This window comes from Dechloromonas sp. ARDL1, assembly GCF_051122455.1.
Lineage (GTDB): Bacteria > Pseudomonadota > Gammaproteobacteria > Burkholderiales > Rhodocyclaceae > Azonexus.
In genome coordinates, this window is the sequence record NZ_CP168939.1 from 285744 (window position 1) to 305305 (window position 19562).

Genomic DNA, 19562 nt, shown 5'->3' on the forward strand with positions numbered 1-19562 from the left:
CGCCAGGGGATGTTCGCGCCTCAGTCGCGCCGGTCCGCGCTGTGCTGGAGCCAGTGTAGAACGGCTTCGTAGAGTTTCACGGGGCTGATTGGTTTGGGCAGGTGGCTGTTCATACCAGCATCAAGGCAATCCTGGCGGTCTTCGTCGAAGGCGTTGGCGGTTGTAGCCAGAATAGGCGTTGCGATGTTCAGCGATTGGCTGCGGATGCTGCGTGTGGCGTCAGTGCCGCTCATGCGCGGCATTTGCATGTCCATCAGGATCAGCGCATAGGCATTTTGGCATGACAGCTCAAGGGCTTCCCTGCCGTCATTGGCGACATCGACGGCAAGGCCCGCATGTTCAAGCAACTCGCGAGCAATTTCCTGGCTGACCGGTTCGTCGTCGGCAATCAGTACGCGTGTTCCCCCGAATTTTTCGCGAATGGTTTCTTCGGTTGCCGGTCCGGAAACGTTTGGGGGGAGCGGGAGCGAGGATTGGTGTGGGTCGCTGAGCCTCACCGTGAACCAGAAGGTACTGCCGTGTCCAGGTTGACTCCTGACCCCAATACGGCCTCCCATCAACTCGACCAGGCGTTTGCAGATGGCGAGGCCGAGACCGGTTCCGCCATGGTGCCGGCTGGTTGAACTGTCGGCTTGTTCGAACGCCAGAAACAGCCGCTCCTGATCTTCCGGCTGGATGCCGATTCCGGTGTCTTCCACTTCGAAGCGCACGGTCAGGTCATCGCCCTTGGTGCTTGTGATGTCAGCTCGCACTGCGGCATGGCCATGCGGTGTGAATTTCATGGCGTTGCCGAGCAGGTTGATCAGTATCTGTCCCAGTCTTAGCGGGTCACCCGTCAGTACCCGGTTGAGAAGCTCCGGCGAAATGATGATCCGGACATCAATCCCGTGATTGCTGTCGGTTCTCAGAAGCAAGGTGTTCTGGACATTGTTGATGACGCCCGACAGGGTGAATGGAACCGACTCCAGGGACATCCGGTTGGCTTCGATCTTGGAAATGTCGAGTATGTCGTTGATGACCGCGAGCAAATGGTTGGACGAACTAAGTATTTTTCCGATCTGGTCGCATGTTTTCGGATCATCGCTGCGTTTCATCAGTAGCGATGCCATCCCGATAATGCCGCTGAGCGGTGTGCGCAGTTCGTGGCTCATGTTAGCCAGAAAAGTACTTTTGGCGCGGTTGGCTCGTTCGGCCTCCTCGACGGCACGAATCAGCGCCGCTTCGTCCTGAAGGCGACGATTGCTGCTTTCCAATTCCAGGGTTCGTTGGCGTAGTGCCTCGGTCAAGGCGTGGGTATCGGCGAGCGTATTGCGATTGGTCTTGAGCAGCAAGAGCAGATCGCCGAGCGGATTGTGGGCCGGTAGGGCATGGAGCGGAATTCCCAGGTTGGTTAGTTCGTCCGGGTCGGTGACCCAGGGCCAGCCAAGGAAAAATAGCTTGCGCGATGTGCTGCTGGCAAACCATTCGCCGCGAAATACCAAGGCTGGGGAGCGGTTCTGCCGTATTGCGGCGGGGCGCCGGTGTTCGGTGGCGAGTTGATCGAAACCAACGAATTCGCCGCTCTTGCCGATGGGTTGGAAGGTACTGGCCAGCGAATCGCCGGCTTGTAGTGCCGGGTAGGCTTTGCGCATCAGGGGGCCGATTTGCACGATGCGCAGGCCGTCGTCCAGCTCGATCAAAAAGGGAAATAGCTCGCCGAGTGGTAACGGGGAACCCTGTTCCATGTCAGGCTATCCGGATGTCGAAACTGTCATGGTCGGCACCTGTGTTCCGGTCGCTGGTCTGGCTGATCGTTAGGGACTTGCCAAGGCGTTCGCCCAGTCCTTCGATCAAACCGATCACCATGGGAGCCAGTCCTGGGCGTTCCGAGAAATAGTGCAGCGTCAGCCCGTCATCGCTGACATTGGCGCAACTGAAGGATGGCGGTTTGAGCGCGGGATACATCAGACCGACCCTGACATGCAGGTCATCGAGATTGGACAGAATTTCCTGCAAAGAACTGCCAGCGCCATCGAGCAGGGAGCCGTACCCTTCCTGCCCGGTGAACAGTACCCAATGACGACCGAAGTTCCGAAGTAGGGTGGCGGGGGCGATGTTCAGCGACTCGCATGCTGCGCCGACGAGGCGATAGGTGATGTCATCGGGGTAGGACTCCATGCGAACGAACAATTCGACATCCACGCTGGCCATGGTCTTGATGGCCTGCCAGCTTGCGTCACCATGGTGTTGGCAAATGAATTCCTGCAATGCGCGATTGACGAGTCCGTACAAGAAACTTGCCTCGATTGTTTTGGGGGAGTGTCGCAATTGTGACAGTTATGGCATGTTTTGTGGAGGTGCCTTGGCCCAGGTGGCGTAAAACAACAAAAAGGGGAACCCGTGGGTTCCCCTTTGGCAGCGGATGCGGCGATGTTTAGACAACAGCGCCTTCTTCGTTGGCGCCTTCGACGACCTTCTTCTGCTTGATGAACTGCTCGCGCGAAACGCCCAGCCACATGACCAGTGGGCTGGCAACCAGCACCGACGAGTAGATGCCGAAGCAGATGCCGATGGTTAGGGCCAGCGCGAAGTAGTAAAGCGTCTCGCCACCGAAGATCAGCATCGACAGTACCATCAACTGGGTGCTGCCGTGGGTGATGATGGTTCGGCTGATCGTGCTGGTGATGGCGTGGTCGAGGACTTCCGGCGTGCTCAGGCCGCGCACCTTCTTGAAGGTTTCGCGGACGCGGTCGAAGACGACGACCGATTCGTTGACCGAGTAGCCGAGTACGGCCAGTACGGCGGCCAGCACCGACAGCGAGAACTCCCACTGGAAGAAGGCGAAGAAGCCAAGGATGATCACCACGTCGTGCAGGTTGGCGATGATGGCCGACACCGAGAAGCGCCATTCGAAACGGAAGGCGAGGTAGATGACGATGCCGATGACGACCAGCAACAGCGCCATGGCGCCGTTCTCGGCGAGTTCCTTGCCGACCTGCGGGCCGACGAACTCGACACGCGACAGCGCGGCACCCGGGGCTTCCGCTTCCAGGGATTTCATGACCGCTTCGCCGAGCTGCGAGGTATTCTGTTCTCCCTTGAGCGGCAGGCGGATCATGACGTCCTGCGACGAGCCGAAGTTTTGCACCGAGTAGTCCGAGAAGCCCGATTTGCCGAGTGCGCCGCGAATTTTCTCGAGGTCTGCAGCCTGCTGGTACTTGACCTCGACCAGCGTGCCGCCGGTGAATTCCACCGACAGGTGCAGCCCCTTGGTGAACAGGAAGAGCACGGCCAGGATGAAGGTGACGAGCGAAATGACATTGAACGTCAGCGCATGGCGCATGAACGGGATGTCTTTCTTGATGCGGAAAAATTCCATGTCCGTGATTCCTTATTTCTGCGTGCCGGCGGCGACGCCGGGCTTCCACACCTGGCCGATGGCGACCTTGGTCAGCTTTTTCTGGCGGCCGTAGATCAGGTTGACCAGGGCGCGCGAGACGACCACCGACGAGAAGATCGAGGTCAGGATGCCCAGGCAGTGCACCACGGCGAAGCCGCGCACCGGGCCGGAGCCGAAGATGAGCAGGGCGAGGCCGGCGATCAGGGTGGTGATGTTGGAGTCCAGGATGGTGCCGAAAGCCCGCTCGTAGCCTTCCGAGATGGCCGCCTGTGGTGGCATGCCGGCACGCAGTTCCTCGCGCACCCGTTCGTTGATCAGCACGTTGGCGTCGATGGCCATGCCCAGCGTCAGCGCGATGGCGGCGATGCCGGGCAGGGTCAGCGTGGCCTGCAGCAGCGACAGGATGGCGACCAGGAACAGCAGGTTGGAGGCCAGAGCTAGCACGGAGACGAAGCCGAACATCTGGTAGTAGAGAATCATGAACACGGCGATGGCGGCGAAGCCCCACATCGTCGAGTGGAAACCCTTCTGGATGTTCTCGGCACCGAGCGACGGGCCGATGGTGCGTTCCTCGATGATGTCCATCGGTGCGGCCAGCGAGCCGGCGCGCAGCAGCAGGGCGGTGTCGTTGGCTTCGCTGGTTGTCATGCGGCCGGAAATCTGCACGCGGCCGCCGCCGATTTCGGTGCGAATGACCGGGGCGGTGACGACCTCGCCCTTGCCCTTCTCGATGAGCAGGATGGCCATGCGTTTGTTGACGTTCTCGCGGGTCACATCCTTGAAGATGCGGGCGCCTGCGGAATCCAGCGTCAGGTGCACGGCCGGTTCCTGGGTCTGGTTGTCGAAGCCGGGCTGGGCATCGGTCAGGCGGTCGCCGGTGAGGACGACCTGCTTCCTGACCAGCAACGGCTGGCCGCCGCGCTCGGTGTAAACCTCGGTTCCGAAGGGCGGATTGCCCGCCAGTGCGGCGTCGAGCGCGCCAGGGGTGTCGTCGACCAGGCGGATTTCCAAGGTCGCGGTGCGGCCGAGGATGTCCTTGGCCTTGGCCGTATCCTGCACGCCCGGCAGCTGGACAACGATGCGGTCCTGGCCCTGCTGCTGGATTACCGGCTCGGCGACGCCGAGTTCGTTGATCCGGTTGTGCAGGGTGGTGATGTTCTGCTTCAGCGCCGATTCGCCGATCTTCTGTTGCGCCTGCACCTTCAGCGTGGCGATCAGGCGCGGCTCGCTGGCGTCGCCGGCTTCGACGACCTGCAAGTCGGGCTGGCTCTCGGAAATGGCAAAGCGGGCCTTGTTCTGCGTTTCGGTATCGCGGAACTTGATGACGATGCGGTCGCCCTCGCGATTGACACCGCCATGGCGCAGGTTCTTGTCGCGCATCAGCGTGCGCAGGTCGGCCGAGGTCGAGTCGAGGCGCTTGGTCTGCGCGCCTTTCATGTCGACCTGGAGCAGGAAGTGCACGCCGCCGCGCAGGTCGAGGCCGAGGTACATCGGCAGCGCGTGCAGCGAGGTCAGCCACTGCGGCGAGGCAGCCAGCAGGTTCAGGGCGACGACGTATTGCGGGTCGGCGGCGTCCGGATTGAACGCCTTTTCCAGGGCGTCCTTGGCCTTCAGTTGGGTATCGGTATCTTTGAAGCGCGTCTTGACGCCGTTGAAGTCGAGCTGGATGCCGTTATGGGCGACATTGGCTGCCTTCAGGGCTTCCTCGACGCGGTTCTGCGTCTTTTGATCGACCTTGAGTGTGGCCTTGGCGCTCGAAACCTGCACCGCCGGCGATTCGCCGAAAAAGTTGGGCAGAGTGTAGATGAAGCCGAGCACCAGCGCGATGGCGACGGTGACGTACTTCCAGAGTGGGTAGCGATTCATGGCGGCTTTAAAGCGAAAAAGGCGGCGATGGTGTCAACCTCGCCGCCTTCCGGGGTGAATTACAGCGACTTCAGCGTGCCCTTGGGCAAAACCAGGCCGATCGACGGCTTCTGGACGACGACTTCGGTGCCTTCGGCGATTTCGACGGAGACGTAGTTCTCGCCGACCTTGGTCACCTTGCCGACGATGCCGCCCTGGGTAACGACTTCGTCTCCCTTGGCCAGGCCGGCCAGCAGCGCCTTGTGTTCCTTGGCTTTCTTCATTTGCGGACGAATCATCAGGAACCACAGCACGACGAACATCAGGATCATCGGCAGCAGCTGCATGAAGCCACCCGTGGGGTCGGCGGCGGCGCCAGCGGTTTGGGCGTGGGCAAGACTGATCATTGTTGTAACTCCGGAGTGCTTGAAAACGAAACGAAGGATTCTATCACCGGCCCGAGGATCGGTCGCGGGCAAAGGCGAGCGACCATGCATCGAGTGTGCCGGCCTCGATGGCGGTGCGCATCTCGGCCATGATCACCTGATAGAAATGCAGGTTGTGGATGGTGTTCAGCATGCCGCCGAGGATCTCGCCGCAGCGGAAGAGGTGGTGCAGGTAGGCGCGGCTGAACTGGGTGCAGGTGTAGCACGAGCAAGACGGATCGAGAGGGCCGGTATCGGTCTTGAACCGAGCGTTCTTGATCTTGATGTCGCCGAAGCGGGTGAACAGGTGGCCGTTGCGGGCATTGCGCGTCGGCATCACGCAGTCGAACATGTCGATGCCGCGTTTGACGGCGAAGACCAGGTCTTCCGGCGTGCCGACGCCCATCAGGTAGCGCGGCTTGTGGGCTGGCATCCTGGGGGCGACGTGTTCGAGGATGCGCGCCATGTCTTCCTTGGGTTCGCCCACAGACAGGCCGCCGATGGCCATGCCGTCGAAGCCGATATTGTCCAGTCCGGCCAGCGACTCGTCGCGCAGGTCTTCGTACATGCCGCCCTGAATGATGCCGAACAGGGCATTGCTGTTTTCCAGTTTGTTGTGCTCGTCACGCGAACGCTGTGCCCAGCGCATCGACAGGCGCATCGATTTCGCCGCCTCGTCGCGGGTCGCCGGGTAGGGCGTGCATTCGTCGAAGATCATCACGATGTCGGAATTCAGCACGTGCTGGATCTGCATCGAGATTTCCGGCGACAGGAAGAGCTTGGCGCCGTCGTGCGGCGAGCTGAACTTGACGCCTTCCTCGGTGATCTTGCGCAGGGCGCCGAGCGAAAAGACCTGGAAGCCACCCGAATCGGTGAGGATGGGCTTTTGCCAGTTCATGAAATCGTGCAGGCCCCGGTGCGCCTGGACGACATCCAGCCCCGGCCGCAGCCACAGGTGGAAGGTGTTGCCGAGGCAGATCTGGGCGCCGATGTCGTTCAGCGATTGCGGCGTCATCGCCTTGACCGTGCCGTAGGTGCCGACCGGCATGAAGACGGGAGTCTGGACAACGCCGTGGTTGAGGGTCAGCGTGCCCCGGCGGGCGGCGCCATCGGTTTTCAGGAGTTCGAATTGCATCGTGTGGGCTTTTTGTAACAGCTATTTGCTTGTGCGGTGCGAGATTGTATAGTTTGCGCGTTCATTCTTCGAATTCCCATGTTCAAACGCCTGATTTCCCGCCTGTTGTTGCTGGTCATGCTATCGACCGTTTGGTCATGCTATCGACCGTTTTCTCGCCGAGTTTCGGCTGGGAACTGCTCGATGCCACGGCGCCGCACGAACACGGCGCATTATCGGTCGGGGACGATGAACATTCCGGGCATGACGGGCATGCTACCGCTGCCGTACACGACGATCAGGCGGCTTGCGACGATCAGGCGCACCATTGCTGCCCCGGCCACATTCTTGGACATCTGCCGGCAGGCCTGGCGGCGTCGGGGCTGGCAGTCATGGCGACGGCCGATTCGTTCGCGTTGGACGGTCGGGCCGATCGTTTCGCCTCGCGTATTCCCGACGGGCTGGAACGCCCGCCCAAGGCTGCCGCCTGAGTCGCGGCGGCTTGTCCTGACACTTCCTATTCCTGTTTGAGGCCCTGACGGGCCGGTGCGGCATGCCGCCGGTTGTTCCATTGCAACCGGAGGAAATCCCATGCGAAGCGCTTTTTGCATCGCAATTACCCTGACGTTCAGCCTGGCCCTGCCGGCGCATGGCGAAACGTCGTTGGCCAAGGCTTTTGCCGAGGCCTGGCAACGCCAGCCGGCAGCTGCCGCGCTGGGCGAGCGTCAACGCGCCGTCGACGGCCGCCTCGGGGCAGCGTCGGCGTTGACGGCGGCGGCCCCGAGCCTGGAACTGGGCGTGCGCAGCGACCAGTTCAATCGCAATCGCGGTGCCCTTGAGAACGATCTCGGCTTGGTGCTGCCGCTCTGGCTGCCTGGCGAACGCAGCGGCGCGCGTGCCGCTGCCGAGGCAGAGGGAACGGCACTGGCCGGGCGGGCCGACAGCTTGCGCCTGCAATTGGCGCAGCTCGTTCGTGACGCCTGGTGGGGCTGGCAAGCCCAGCAGAATGAAGTCGCGCTTGCCGCCGACCGCCTTGGCGCGGCGACCCGCCTGCGTGATGACGTCGCCCGCCGTTTCGCGGCCGGCGACCTGTCGCGGGCCGATCTTAATCAGGCCGAAGGCGTGCTGTCGCTGGTCCGCGCCCAGCAGGCGGAGACCGACGCCGCCGAGGCGCTGGCCCGTTACCGCCTGGAAAGCCTGACCGGTGCGCCGGCCGTGGCGACGGGCTGGCAACACGAGACGGTACCGGCACAAGCCGGCGAAGCGCATCCGCTGTTGCGCGAGTGGCAGGGGCGCTCCGAACTGGCTCGCCGCAATGCCGAGCTGGCACGCGTACAGTCGCGCAGCAACCCGGAGCTGGCCGTGTCGACGCGGCGCGACCGTGCGGCCGACGGCGAGCGCGCCGACCAGACCTGGGCGCTGTCCTTGCGGATTCCGTTCGGCGATGGCCCGCGTCACGATGCCCGGGTGGCCACGGCGAATGCCGAGGCCATCGAAGCCTCGGTGGAGCTGGAGCGCCTGCGCGAGCGGTTGGCGCGGGAGGCCGACGCCGGCCGCCGGCAGGTCGCGGCGGCACGCCAGCAACTGGCGGCCGCCGAGGAGCGTGCCCGGCTGGCACGCGAAAATCGCGGCTATTACGAGAAATCCTTCCGCCTGGGCGAAACCGATCTCCCGGCGCGGTTGCGTATCGAAGCCGAAGCATTTGAAGCGGAGCGTGCCCTCGGGCGTGCCCGTATCGCCCTGGGACAGGGTATTTCGCAACTGCGCCAGAGTCTTGGCCTGTTGCCGGAATGAGGAAGATCAACATGATTCTTATACGATCAATGACGGTTTTCGCGGGGCTGCTGCTGTCGGCTGCCGTGACGGCCGGCGAGGTGCCGCCGATGTCGGTCGTCGTGGCCGAAAGCGAGCATTTCGAAGCAGTGGGGCGAATCATGCCCGAGGGCATGAGCTGGTATGTCGATCGCGCCGAGAGCAACGCGCCGGTGCTCAATGCCGAACTGGAGTTGGAGGTTGGCGGCAGTTCGGTCAAGGCGCATTTCCGCCCGGAGCGTGGCGACTACTGGGTGGCCGACGAAAAGTGGCTGCAGCCGCTGCGTCGCCCCGGCGAATATGCCGTGGCCTTGACCTTGGTTGCCGGGGGCGACAGCGATCTGCTGAGTGGCGATCTGCATGTCCAGGCGCCGGAAGAGGGCATGTCGGCGGCGCTGGCCTGGCAGCCGGCGGGCTGGCTGGCGCTGGCCCTCGGTGCGGGCGGATTGCTTGTCTGGCGGCTGCGTCGCCGGACGCAGGGGGGGGCGCAATGAAAAAGCAGCTATTCGCGCTGGCCTTCCTGGCCGGTCTTCATGTCGTGGCGGTGGCGCACGAAGGCCATGACCACGCCGACGAAAAGAAAAGCGCCCGCCCGCTGGGTGACACCCCGCAGCGTCTGCCGGACGGCACGGTTTTCGTGCCCAAGCCGGCGCAGCGCGGCATGGGCGTGCTGACGCTCAAGGTGCAGCCGGAAACGCTGCCCAAAACGCTGGAATTGCCGGGGCGCGTGATCATGGACCCGCATCTGGGCGGGCGCGTGCAGGCGATGATTCCCGGCCGCATCGAACCGGCCGGGGCGCACGGCTTGCCGGCGGCAGGCAGCCGGGTGAAGAAGGGCGACATCCTGGCCTGGGTGGTGCCGGCTTCCGGCGCCATCGAGCGTTCCAACCAGGCGGCCTTGCTCGCCGAGCTGAAGGCTGCCCTGGGCCTGGCCGAGCGGCGGCTGGCCCGCCTCAACGAACTGGCCGATACGGTGCCGAAAAAGGACATCGATGCCGCCGAGAGCGAGGTGGCCAGTCTGAAGGGGCGCATGGCGGCGGTCGGTGGTGGCCTATCCGGGCGCGAGGCGCTGGTGGCGCCGGTCGGCGGAGTGCTGGCAGCGAGCAATGCGGTGGTCGGGCAGGTGGTCGAGCCGAAGGAGCTGATTTTTGAGGTCATCGATCCGGACAGCCTGCATATCGAGGCGACGGCCTTCGAGTCGGTTCCGCTCGGCGAGGTAGCGGCGGCAACGGTAGCCGTCGCCGGTCGCTCGGTGCCGTTGGCTTTCGTCGGCGCGCCGCGCCGTCTGCGCGAACAGGCCCTGCCGCTGATCTTCGAAAACCACGCCGCAGGGGCCGGTCTGGCCCTGCCGCTCGGGCAGCCGGTCAAGGTTCAGGTGCAGCTCAAGGCAACAGTATCCGGCCTGCCGTTGCCGGCAGCGGCCTTGGCACGCAACACGGCGAATCAGGTGATTCTCTGGGTGAAGACGGCGCCGGAGCGTTTTGCGGCGCGGACGATCCGCAGCGAGCCGCTGGACGGGCTGCGGGTGCTGGTCACGGGTGGCCTGGAGCCGGGCGACCGGGTCGTCGTCCAGGGCGCCAGCCTGATCGCGCAGATTCGTTAGGAGCACGGCATGTTTCAGTGGCTTGTCGAAAAAAGTCTGGGCAGCCGGCTATTCGTGCTGGTGGCGGCGACCGCGTTGATGATCTGGGGGGCTGTGCAGGCGACGCGCCTGCCGGTGGATGTCTTTCCCGATCTCAACAAGCCGACGGTGACGGTGATGACCGAGGCCGGCGGCATGGCGCCCGAGGAGGTCGAGCAGTTGATCAGCTTTCCGCTCGAAACAGCAATGAGCGGCCTGCCGGGCATCGCCACCGTGCGCTCGATTTCCAGCGCCGGCCTGTCCTTTGTTTACCTCACCTTCGACTGGAATGTCGATGTCTATCGCGCCCGGCAGATGGTGACCGAGCGACTGTCGGCAATGAACTCGGCATTGCCGCCGGGCAGCGTGCCGCGCATGGGGCCGGTGTCGTCGATCATGGGCGAGATCATGCTTGTCGCCATCCCCATCCGTGGTGACGGGGCCGACCCCAAGGCGGCACGCGAGTACGCAGACTGGGTGCTGCGGCCGCGCCTGATGGCGATTTCCGGCGTCTCGCAAGTCATCCCGATCGGCGGCGAGGTTCGCCAATTCCAGGTGCAGCCCGATACGCGGCGGATGATGGAGCTGGGCATCGGACTCGACCAGATCGAGGCGGCGGTGCGTGGCTTCGCCGCCAATACGTCGGGCGGTTTTCTCGAACTGAACGGGCGCGAATACCTGATCCGTCACCTCGGTCGCAGCGCGCGTCTGGAGGATTTGAAGAACCTGGCGATCACGGCGCGCCCGACCGTATCCGGCAACCAGCCGATCCTGTTGCGCCAGGTGGCCGATGTCGGCTTCGCGGCGGCGATCAAGCGTGGCGACGGCGGCTTCGACGACGGCCGCGAGGGCAGCCCGGCGGTGATTCTGAGTATCCAGAAGCAGCCGACGGCCGATACCGTCGACCTCACCCGGCGCATCGAGGCGGCGCTGGCCGATCTCAAAAGCAGCGTGCCGGCGGGCCTGAGCGCGCCGCAGGTGATCTTCCGCCAGGCCGACTTCATCGAGGCCTCGCTCGGCAACCTGCAGCTCAAGCTGCTGATGGCTGCCTGCTTCGTCGCCGGCGTGCTGTTCTTCTTCCTCGGCAACCTGCGGACGATGCTGATTTCGCTGACGGCGATTCCGCTTTCCATCCTGACGGCGGTGCTGGTCTTCAAGTGGTTCGGGCTGTCAATCAACACCATGACCCTGGGCGGTCTGGCCATCGCCATCGGCGAGCTGGTGGACGATGCCGTCGTCGATGTCGAGAACATCCTGCGCCGCCTGCGCGAAAAGGCGGCCAGCGGCCAGCCGTACTCGGTGCGCGCGACGGTGATCGCCGCGTCGCTGGAGGTACGCACCGCCATTGTCTATGCGACGCTGATCATCGCGCTGGTCTTCGTCCCGCTGTTTGCCCTGCCCGGTATCGAGGGGCGGCTGTTCGTGCCGCTCGGCATCGCCTATATCGTCGCCATCCTGGCCTCGCTGGCGGTGTCGGTGCTGGTGACGCCGGTGCTGTCGAGCTATCTGCTGCCGGCGCTGGTGCGCCACGATCACGGCGAAACGCGGCTGGTCCTCCGGCTCAAGGCCGCCTACCGGCAGGCGCTGGAGCGGGTGCTCGCGGCGCCGCGCCTGCCCGTCGTCGCCGCCGGCGTCGCCGTCGTGCTGGCGACGCTGGCGGTGCCGTTCTTTCCGACCACCTTCCTGCCGCCGTTCAACGAAGGCTCGATCACCCTCGGCTTGCGCCTCAATCCGGGCGCCACGCTGTCCGAGTCGATTCGCGTCGCCACGGCGGCCGAGCAGGCGCTGCGCGGCCTGCCCGAGATCGAGCACATGGGCCGGCGCACCGGCCGGGCCGAACTCGACGAGCATGCCGAGGGCGTCCATGTCACCGAGTTCGAGATCAAGCTCAAGCCGGGCGGGCGACCCAAGGAGGCGGTCTATGCGGAGATTCGCCAGCGCCTGAAAGAGCTGCCGGCCAGCCTCAGCCTCGGCCAGCCGATCGCCCACCGTATCGACCACATGCTGTCCGGCGTGCGGGCGCAGATTGCCATCAAGATCGTCGGCGAAGATCTCGACACGCTGCGCGCCCAGGCCGGCCTGCTGCGCGCGCGGTTGGCGAAGATACCGGGGCTGGCCGACCTCGAGATCGAAAAGCAGGTACTGGCGCCGCAGATCAAGGTGCGCGTCGATTTCGACGCGGCGGCGCGCTATGGCATCTCGACGGCACAACTGACGCGCACGTTGCAGACCTTGGTCGATGGCGAGAAGGTGACGCAGATCGTCGAGGGCAACCGCCGCTTCGACCTGGTCGTCCGCCTCCCTGAGCCGGCGCGCTCGCTCGATGGGCTGGCCAACCTGCTGGTCGAGACCCCGGCCGGGCGCGTGCCCCTTGCCAAATTGGCGAGCATCGAGGATGCCGACGGGCCGAACCAGATCACGCGCGATGAAGGCCGGCGGCGCATCGTCATCTCGGCCAACGCCCAGGGACGGGCCCTGTCTGACGTGGTCGCCGACCTGCGTGCGGCGGTTGCCCAATTCCCGTTGCCGGAAGGCTATTTCATCACCCTCGGCGGCCAGTTCCAGGCACAGGAGGAGGCGGCTCGCCTGATCGCTGTGCTCGCGCTGGGCTCTACGGCACTGATCTTCATGGTGCTCTTCAGCCGCTACCGCTCGGCCCTGCTGGCCGCGCTGATCATGGCCAACGTGCCGCTGGCGCTGGTCGGCAGCGTCATCGGCCTGTGGCTGTCCGGGCAGCCGCTGTCGGTCGCGGCGCTGATCGGCTTCATCACGTTGGCCGGCATCGCCACCCGCAACGGCATCCTCAAGATCAGCCACTACCTGAACCTGATGCGCTTCGAGGGCGAGACCTTCGGCGTGCCGATGATCGTGCGTGGCTCGCTGGAACGCCTGACGCCGGTGCTGATGACCGCGCTGGTCGCCGCCTTCGCGCTGGCGCCGCTGCTCTTCGAGGCCGAGCAGCCGGGCACCGAGATCCTGCATCCGGTGGCCGTGGTGATCTTTTCCGGGCTGATCAGTTCAACCCTGCTTGATACCTTCGTAACCCCCGCCCTGTTCTGGTTGTTCGGCCGAAAACCGGCTGAGAGACTGGTCCAGCAGGCTTCCCATGAAGCGTTCTAACCGCAAGGAGATTTGCAAATGAGCCAAAAAATCCGCTTGACCGTCGTCGCAGCCCTGCTGGCGCTCAATGTCGCATCGCTGCCCGCCCATGCCCACGCCGAGCATGGCAAGCCCCAGTTCGGTGGCGTTGTTGCCGAGGCGGGCGAGGCGCAGTTCGAAATTGTCGGCCAGGGCAACAAGGTCGTCGTTCATGCCTCCAGCCACGGTGCCCCGGTCGATATGGCCGGCGCCAAGGGCAAGCTGACCGTGCTCGCCGGCAGCGCCAAGAGCGAGGTGGCGCTCACCCCGGTGGCGCCGAACCGTCTGGAAGGGGCGGGCAGCCTGCCCAGCGGAGCCAAGCTGCTGATTCTCGTCGAATGGCCGGGCCGCAAGCCGCTGCAGGCGCGTGCCGTGGCGCCGTGATCCGACTGTGATGAAAGGAAAGATGATGAAATCACCGCTGTTGGCGCGCCGTCGCCTGTTGCTGTCCGTGCTCGCTGCCGCCACCCTTCCCGTTTGGGCGGCCCCGGCCAAACCGCGGGTCGAGGTCTGGAAAAGCCCTTACTGCGGCTGTTGCAAGGACTGGATCGCCCATCTCGAACGCGAGGGCTTCGCCGTGCAGGCCAATGAGGTCGGCGACCTCGATGGCGCCCGGCGCAAGCTGGGTATGCCCGATCGTTATGCCTCCTGTCACACCGCCCGCGTCGGGGATTACCTGCTCGAAGGTCATGTGCCGGCGGCCGACATCCGCCGTCTGCTGGCCGAGAAACCGCAGGCTATCGGCCTGGCTGTGCCCGGCATGCCGGTCGGCTCACCGGGCATGGACGGGCCGGCCTATGGCGGCCGGCGCGATCCCTACGATGTGCTGCTGGTGCGCCGCGACGGCAAGGCAGCGGTCTTTGGCAGCTATCGTTAACCGGGTTGGCCGGTGCGTTCGAGCAACATCGCGTCGCCGTAGCTGAAAAAACGGTAGCGCTCGGCCACGGCATGGGCGTAGGCGGCACGAATGGCGTCGTAGCCGGCAAAGGCCGAGACCAGCATCATCAGCGTCGATTTCGGCAGGTGGAAATTGGTGATCAGCCGGTCGACCACCTGGAAACGGTAGCCTGGCGTGATGAAAATGTCGGTTTCGGCCCCGCCAACGCGCACCGTGCCGTCGGGATTGCCGGCCGATTCAAGGGCGCGCAGGCTGGTCGTGCCGACGGCGATGACCCGCCCGCCCGCCGCACGGGTGGCGGCCACGGCCTCTGCTGTGGCTGCGGGAATCTCGAAGCGCTCGCTGTGCATCTGGTGGTCGGCAATCTTCTCGACGCGCATCGGGCGATAGGTGCCGGCGCCGACGTGCAGCGTCAGGAAGGCGGTGTTCACGCCCTGTTGGCGCAAGGTTTCCAGCATGGCTTCGTCAAAGTGCAGGCCGGCGGTGGGAGCGGCGACCGCCCCGGGTTCGCGGGCATAGACGGTCTGGTAACGCGTTTCGTCGGCGCCTTCGGCCGGGTGCTCGATGTAGGGCGGTAGGGGCAGCTTGCCGTATTGCTCGGCCAGTTCCCAGAAGTCGCCGGCGTCATTGAGTTCCAGCGCGAAAAAGTCATCGCCGGCCCCGGCCCGGCCGGTCACCGTGACGCTGAACGCATCGGCCAGGATCAGCTTGCCGCCCGCCTTGGGTGCTTTGCTGGCGCGTATCTGGCAAATGGCGTGCGTCGCATCGACAATCCGTTCGAGCATGATTTCCACGCGCCCGCCGCTTTCCTTGACGCCAAAGAAACGTGCCTTGATGACGCGGGTGTCGTTGAACACGAGCAGGTCGCCCGCACGCAGGAGCGAGGGCAGGTCGGTAAAGCGCCGGTCGACATGCGTTGCCCCGTTGACGTGCAGCAGGCGGCTGCCCGTGCGCTCGGCGGCGGGGTGCTGGGCGATCAACTCGGGAGGGAGGTGGAAGTCGAAGTCGTCGACGGTCATCGACATGGCGCGATCCAATCAATCGGGAAGAACAAACAAAAACGGCCTTCCTGGAGGAAAGCCGCTTTGTCTTGAAACTGGTGCCCCGGGCCAGACTCGAACTGGCACACCTTTCGGCGGCGGATTTTGAATCCGCTGCGTCTACCGATTCCGCCACCGGGGCGAGTGGAGGCCGGATTATCCCTGAATCACTTCTTCGATTCAAGCGATTCCGTACATGGGAAAGCTTTTGCCAGCGCGCCGGCAACCAGCGTTGCGGTGCTCATCGTGGTGTTCGGCGGCACGCGCTCGACATGAATGACGACGGCGCGGACGAGACGCATCGACAAATCCGGGTCGTTGGGCAGGCAGATGGCGTTGAGTTTCATGCCGACCTGACCGGCCAGATAGTCGCTGACTGCATAGCCGTCGGCAAAGCCGGCGACGTAGGCAATGCAGCGGGCGCTGCGTATCGATTGGAGGGGGTCGCTGTTCTTCTGTTTGGCATACAGCTCCTCGGCGGCCTGACAGTCGCCGCGTAACTCGTCCGGCGTGTAGGCGTGCGCGGAGACTGAAAACAGCGCGGCCAGCAATAACAGGTATTTCATCGCTTCTCGAACCAGCTGAGTTTTTCGTGCAGTCCGACGACACTGCCCACCACGATCAAGGCCGGCGGCTTGATGCCGGACTCGGCGAGGCGATGCGGCAGGGTGCCCAGCGTCGCCAGTACGGTCTTCTGGTCAGCCTGGGTGCCGTTACGGATGACCGCCGCCGGTGTCATCGAGGGCAGGCCGTGATTGATCATCTGCTTGCAGATTTCCTCGGCAGCGCCTATGCCCATGTAGAAAACCACCGTCTGGTTGGGCCGGGCGAGGGCTGGCCAGTCGAGGTTGACCGTACCGTCCTTGAGGTGGCCGGTTACGAAGGTGACGGCCTGCGCATGATCGCGGTGTGTCAGCGGAAAGCCGGAATAGGCGGCACAGCCGGCAGCCGCGGTGACGCCGGGTACGACCTCGAAGGGAATGTCGGAAGCGACCAGGGTTTCCAGTTCTTCGCCGCCACGCCCGAAAATGAAGGGGTCGCCTCCCTTGAGACGGACGACGGACAAGCCTTCGCGGGCGAGGGTGACCAGCAACTGGTTGATGTCACCCTGCGGCATGGTGTGCTTGGAGGACTCCTTCCCGGCGTAGATGATGCGGGCGTCGGAGCGGGCCAGATCCATGATGCCGTTGCCGACCAGGTGGTCGTAGACGATGGCATCGGCCAGCGCAATAAGGCGCGCAGCCTTGATGGTCAGGAGATCGGGGTCGCCTGGCCCGGCACCTATCAGCCAGACTTTCCCACCTTGCAATTGTGACGAATTATTCATGGTTTCTCTCTTCCTTTGGGCGGGCATCCTAATGCGCTCGTTCGTGCCTGCCAATAGCGTGGATCAAGGAATTGAGAAAATATAGTTCAAAAGGTGTAGTTAACTAGTTCATGAGAACTATTTGTCTTTGAATATAAAGAATTTCTTATGGGAAAAAGATTGATGAGTATCAAGGATGGGGAAAGCGCTGAAGCGCAACCTAGCGGACATCGCGTTTTGGGGATTTATGGACGCGACCCGTTTTCGTTCTAGGAGAGGAAAGATGAAAAAATCTGTAGTGGGGATGCTTGCATTGACCGCCATGGCTGCCGCCATGGGTTCCGCCTTTGCTCAGGAGGCCGCCAAGGCCGCCCCGGCAATGACGGCAGCCGAGAAGGAACAGGCCAAGAAGATTTACTTTGAACGTTGTGCCGGCTGCCACGGCGTGCTGCGCAAGGGCGCCACCGGCAAGAATCTCGAGCCGCACTGGTCCAAGAAGGACAAGGACGGTAACGTTACCGAAGGCGGCACCCTCAAGCTGGGTCAGCAGCGTCTGGAAAAGATCATCGGCTACGGTACCGATGGCGGCATGGTGAACTTCGACGACATCCTGACCAAGGAAGAAATCAGCCTGATGTCGAAGTACATCCAGAACACCCCGGACGTTCCGCCGGAGTACAGCTTCAAGGACACCATGGATTCCTGGAAGGTCATCGTTCCGGTCGACCAGCGTCCGAAGAAGCAGATGAACAACTTCAACCTGAACAACATGTTCTCGGTCACCCTGCGTGACACCGGTGAAGTTGCCCTGATCGATGGTGATACCAAGGAAATCCGCTCCATCGTCAAGACTGGCTACGCGGTTCACATTTCCCGCCTCTCCGCCTCCGGTCGCTATGTGTACGTCATCGGTCGCGATGGTCGCCTGAGCCTGATCGACCTGTGGATGGAAAAACCGGCCGTCGTGGCTGAAGTCAAGATCGGCTTCGACGCCCGCTCGGTCGATACCTCCAAGTTCAAGGGCTTCGAAGACAAGTACGCGGTCGCCGGCTCCTACTGGCCGCCCCAGTTCGTGATCATGGACGGCGATACCCTGAAGCCGCGCAAGGTCGTTTCGACCCGCGGCATGACCGTCGATGGCGAATACCATCCGGAACCGCGCGTTGCATCCATCGTCGCTTCGTTCATCAAGCCGGAATGGGTCATCAACATCAAGGAAACCGGCCAGATCCTGCTGGTCGATTACTCCGACATCGAAAACCTGAAGACGACTACCGTCGGTTCCGCCAAGTTCCTGCATGACGGCGGCTGGGATGCTTCCAAGCGCTACTTCCTGGTGGCAGCGAATGCCTCCAACAAGATCGCTGCGGTCGATACCAAGACAGGCAAGCTGGCCGCGCTGGTCGATACCGCCAAGATCCCGCACCCGGGGCGCGGCGCCAACTTCGTCCATCCGAAGTTCGGTCCGGTCTGGGCGACGGGTCACCTTGGTGCCGATGTCGTGACCCTGATCTCGACGCCGTCCGACGACAAGAAGTTTGCCAAGTACAAGGAGTACAACTGGAAGGTCGTCCAGGAAATGAAGCACGTTCCGGGCAACCTGTTCGTCAAGACCCATCCGAAGTCCAAGCACTTCTGGGCCGACGCTCCGCAGAACCCGGACAAGGATCTGGCTGAATCGGTTGCCGTCTGGGATATGGCCGATCTGTCCAAGCCGAAGGCCATCCTGAACGTCGCCAAGGATTCCGGCCTGCCGCCGACCAAGGCCGTCAAGCGCGCTGTCCATCCGGAATACTCGGCGGACGGCAAGGAAGTCTGGATCTCCCTGTGGGGCGGCAAGACCGACCAGTCTGCCGTGGTGGTCTATGATGATGCTACGCTGAAGGTCAAGAAGGTCATCACCGATCCGAAGATGATCACGCCGACCGGCAAGTTCAACGTCTACAACACCCAGCACGACATCTATTGATCGGCTGTTGATTGTTTGATTTGAGGCAAAGCTACGGGGGCGCAAGCCCCCGTAGCATATGAAGCAGCACAGAACGAAGCCGTTTTGAATAAGCCGAATTCGTATCACTTTTGTGGAGATGACCACGATGAACAAGCATTTCGTTTCCCTGGCAGTCGCCGGTGCCTTCATGGCCCTGGGTTCGCAAGCCGCGATCGCCGCCCCGGACTGGGCCAAGGTCGGCAAGAGCACGATTCACGTTTTCCACCCGGGCGCCACGCCGATGGAATGGGTTCAAGGCAAGGGCGAACATAGCGGGGCCAGCGGCCTGAAAAAGGGTGAAACCTGTGCCGGTTGCCACGTCGAGGATGGCAAGCTCAGCCTGGATACCAAGCGCTTGGGAAGCAAGGAACTGGAGCCGAAGGGCGCCCCGAAGACGCTGACCTATCCTGTTACCGTGCAGGCCGCCTACGATGCGAGCAACCTCTACGTCCGCCTGACCTTCAAGGCGCCAGCCGGTGGCTTCGATCATTCGGACAAGGACAACGAGGTCAAGGCGACCGTCATGTTCCCGAACGACAAGGTACCGTTGGCCGATCAGGCAGGCTGCTGGTCCGCTTGCCATGAAGATGTCAAGGGCATGCCGAAGGGAAAGGACAAGACCAAGCATGTGGCCGCCGGCGCCATGGATTTGATGCAGTGGAAGAGCAGCGGCAAATCGGTTGACGGTTTCGTCGCCGACAAGCGCAACATGGAAGGCGGCAAGGCCGGTGCCACGGCCGAAGGCGCCAAGGCGGGCGATACCTACACCGTCACCTTTACCCGCAAGCTGGCTGGTAACGCCGTTCTTGCTCCGGGCAAGGCCGTGCCTTTCGGTATCGCCATCCACGCCGACAATGCCGCTGGCCGTTTCCACCACGTATCCTTCGGTCACACCATCGGTCTCGGTGCCGACGGCGACGTGAAGGCTGCCAAGCAGTGAGATGAGCGTGCCATCCGGAAGACTGACGTTGCGATCCGGGTGCTTCTGTCACGG

18 protein-coding genes and 1 tRNA gene are annotated in these 19562 nt (G+C 63.4%); 9 read left to right on the plus strand and 10 right to left on the minus strand.

Annotation, left to right across the window (positions count from 1 at the left end):
- Nucleotides 1-20: 20 nt before the first annotated feature.
- The 6 genes from AB6Q56_RS01420 to tgt form a co-directional block, all read right to left on the minus strand.
- Nucleotides 21-1724: an ATP-binding protein gene (locus AB6Q56_RS01420; RefSeq protein ID WP_434515423.1), complete on the minus strand. Its 1704-nt coding sequence runs from the start codon at nucleotides 1722-1724 to the stop codon at nucleotides 21-23.
- 1 nt (nucleotide 1725) lies between these two features.
- On the minus strand, nucleotides 1726-2271 hold the full coding sequence (locus AB6Q56_RS01425; RefSeq protein WP_434515424.1) for a heme NO-binding domain-containing protein: 546 nt from the start codon (nucleotides 2269-2271) through the stop codon (nucleotides 1726-1728).
- A gap of 142 nt (nucleotides 2272-2413) precedes the next feature.
- Nucleotides 2414-3358 carry a protein translocase subunit SecF gene (gene secF / locus AB6Q56_RS01430; protein WP_434515425.1) on the minus strand — a complete coding sequence of 315 codons (945 nt, stop codon included), beginning with the start codon at nucleotides 3356-3358 and terminating at the stop codon, nucleotides 2414-2416.
- Nucleotides 3359-3370: 12 nt separating this feature from the next.
- Nucleotides 3371-5245, minus strand: coding sequence for a protein translocase subunit SecD (gene secD / locus AB6Q56_RS01435; RefSeq protein ID WP_434515426.1), 1875 nt, complete (start codon nucleotides 5243-5245; stop codon nucleotides 3371-3373).
- Nucleotides 5246-5304: 59 nt separating this feature from the next.
- Complete coding sequence (gene yajC, locus AB6Q56_RS01440; RefSeq protein ID WP_434515427.1) at nucleotides 5305-5631, minus strand: preprotein translocase subunit YajC; 327 nt, start codon at nucleotides 5629-5631, stop codon at nucleotides 5305-5307.
- Nucleotides 5632-5674: 43 nt separating this feature from the next.
- The gene (gene tgt / locus AB6Q56_RS01445) at nucleotides 5675-6784 is read right to left on the minus strand and encodes a tRNA guanosine(34) transglycosylase Tgt (protein ID WP_434515428.1); all 1110 of its coding nucleotides are present in this window, start codon (nucleotides 6782-6784) and stop codon (nucleotides 5675-5677) included.
- Between the two features lie 137 nt (nucleotides 6785-6921).
- Between tgt and AB6Q56_RS01450 the strand changes: the two genes are divergently transcribed.
- The 7 genes from AB6Q56_RS01450 (at nucleotide 6922) to AB6Q56_RS01480 (ending at nucleotide 14211) form a co-directional block, all read left to right on the plus strand.
- A complete protein-coding gene (locus AB6Q56_RS01450) occupies nucleotides 6922-7254 on the plus strand; it encodes a hypothetical protein (RefSeq protein ID WP_434515429.1) in 333 nt (110 codons plus the stop codon).
- 100 nt (nucleotides 7255-7354) lie between these two features.
- Complete coding sequence (locus AB6Q56_RS01455) at nucleotides 7355-8557, plus strand: TolC family protein (RefSeq protein WP_434515430.1); 1203 nt, start codon at nucleotides 7355-7357, stop codon at nucleotides 8555-8557.
- A gap of 11 nt (nucleotides 8558-8568) precedes the next feature.
- Entirely contained in the window at nucleotides 8569-9069 is a 501-nt protein-coding gene (locus AB6Q56_RS01460) for a hypothetical protein (RefSeq protein WP_434515431.1), read from the plus strand.
- A complete protein-coding gene (locus AB6Q56_RS01465) occupies nucleotides 9066-10178 on the plus strand; it encodes an efflux RND transporter periplasmic adaptor subunit (RefSeq protein WP_434515432.1) in 1113 nt (370 codons plus the stop codon). Before AB6Q56_RS01460 ends, AB6Q56_RS01465 begins: the two co-directional genes overlap by 4 nt.
- Nucleotides 10179-10187: 9 nt before the next feature.
- Nucleotides 10188-13316, plus strand: a complete 3129-nt coding sequence (locus AB6Q56_RS01470; RefSeq protein ID WP_434515433.1) for an efflux RND transporter permease subunit — start codon at nucleotides 10188-10190, stop codon at nucleotides 13314-13316.
- Nucleotides 13317-13334: 18 nt separating this feature from the next.
- Nucleotides 13335-13718, plus strand: a complete 384-nt coding sequence (locus tag AB6Q56_RS01475; protein WP_434515434.1) for a hypothetical protein — start codon at nucleotides 13335-13337, stop codon at nucleotides 13716-13718.
- A 22-nt stretch (nucleotides 13719-13740) separates the two neighbouring features.
- Nucleotides 13741-14211, plus strand: coding sequence for a DUF411 domain-containing protein (locus AB6Q56_RS01480; RefSeq protein ID WP_434515435.1), 471 nt, complete (start codon nucleotides 13741-13743; stop codon nucleotides 14209-14211).
- Here the strand turns inward: AB6Q56_RS01480 and queA are convergent.
- The 4 genes from queA to cobA all read right to left on the minus strand — a co-directional run bounded on the left by queA (nucleotide 14208) and on the right by cobA (nucleotide 16599).
- Entirely contained in the window at nucleotides 14208-15257 is a 1050-nt protein-coding gene (gene queA, locus AB6Q56_RS01485) for a tRNA preQ1(34) S-adenosylmethionine ribosyltransferase-isomerase QueA (RefSeq protein ID WP_434515436.1), read from the minus strand. The two genes, AB6Q56_RS01480 and queA, sit on opposite strands and share 4 nt — an antisense overlap.
- A 72-nt stretch (nucleotides 15258-15329) precedes the next feature.
- Nucleotides 15330-15414 (minus strand) — tRNA-Leu (locus AB6Q56_RS01490).
- A gap of 25 nt (nucleotides 15415-15439) precedes the next feature.
- Nucleotides 15440-15838: a Rap1a/Tai family immunity protein gene (locus AB6Q56_RS01495; RefSeq protein ID WP_434515437.1), complete on the minus strand. Its 399-nt coding sequence runs from the start codon at nucleotides 15836-15838 to the stop codon at nucleotides 15440-15442.
- The gene (cobA, locus tag AB6Q56_RS01500) at nucleotides 15835-16599 is read right to left on the minus strand and encodes a uroporphyrinogen-III C-methyltransferase (RefSeq protein WP_434515438.1); all 765 of its coding nucleotides are present in this window, start codon (nucleotides 16597-16599) and stop codon (nucleotides 15835-15837) included. Before cobA ends, AB6Q56_RS01495 begins: the two co-directional genes overlap by 4 nt.
- Before the next feature lie 262 nt (nucleotides 16600-16861).
- Here cobA and AB6Q56_RS01505 point away from each other — a divergent pair, with 262 nt between their 5' ends.
- Nucleotides 16862-18547, plus strand: a complete 1686-nt coding sequence (locus AB6Q56_RS01505; protein WP_434515439.1) for a cytochrome D1 domain-containing protein — start codon at nucleotides 16862-16864, stop codon at nucleotides 18545-18547.
- Between the two features lie 127 nt (nucleotides 18548-18674).
- The gene (locus AB6Q56_RS01510; protein WP_434515440.1) at nucleotides 18675-19508 is read left to right on the plus strand and encodes an ethylbenzene dehydrogenase-related protein; all 834 of its coding nucleotides are present in this window, start codon (nucleotides 18675-18677) and stop codon (nucleotides 19506-19508) included.
- Nucleotides 19509-19562 lie beyond the last annotated feature (54 nt).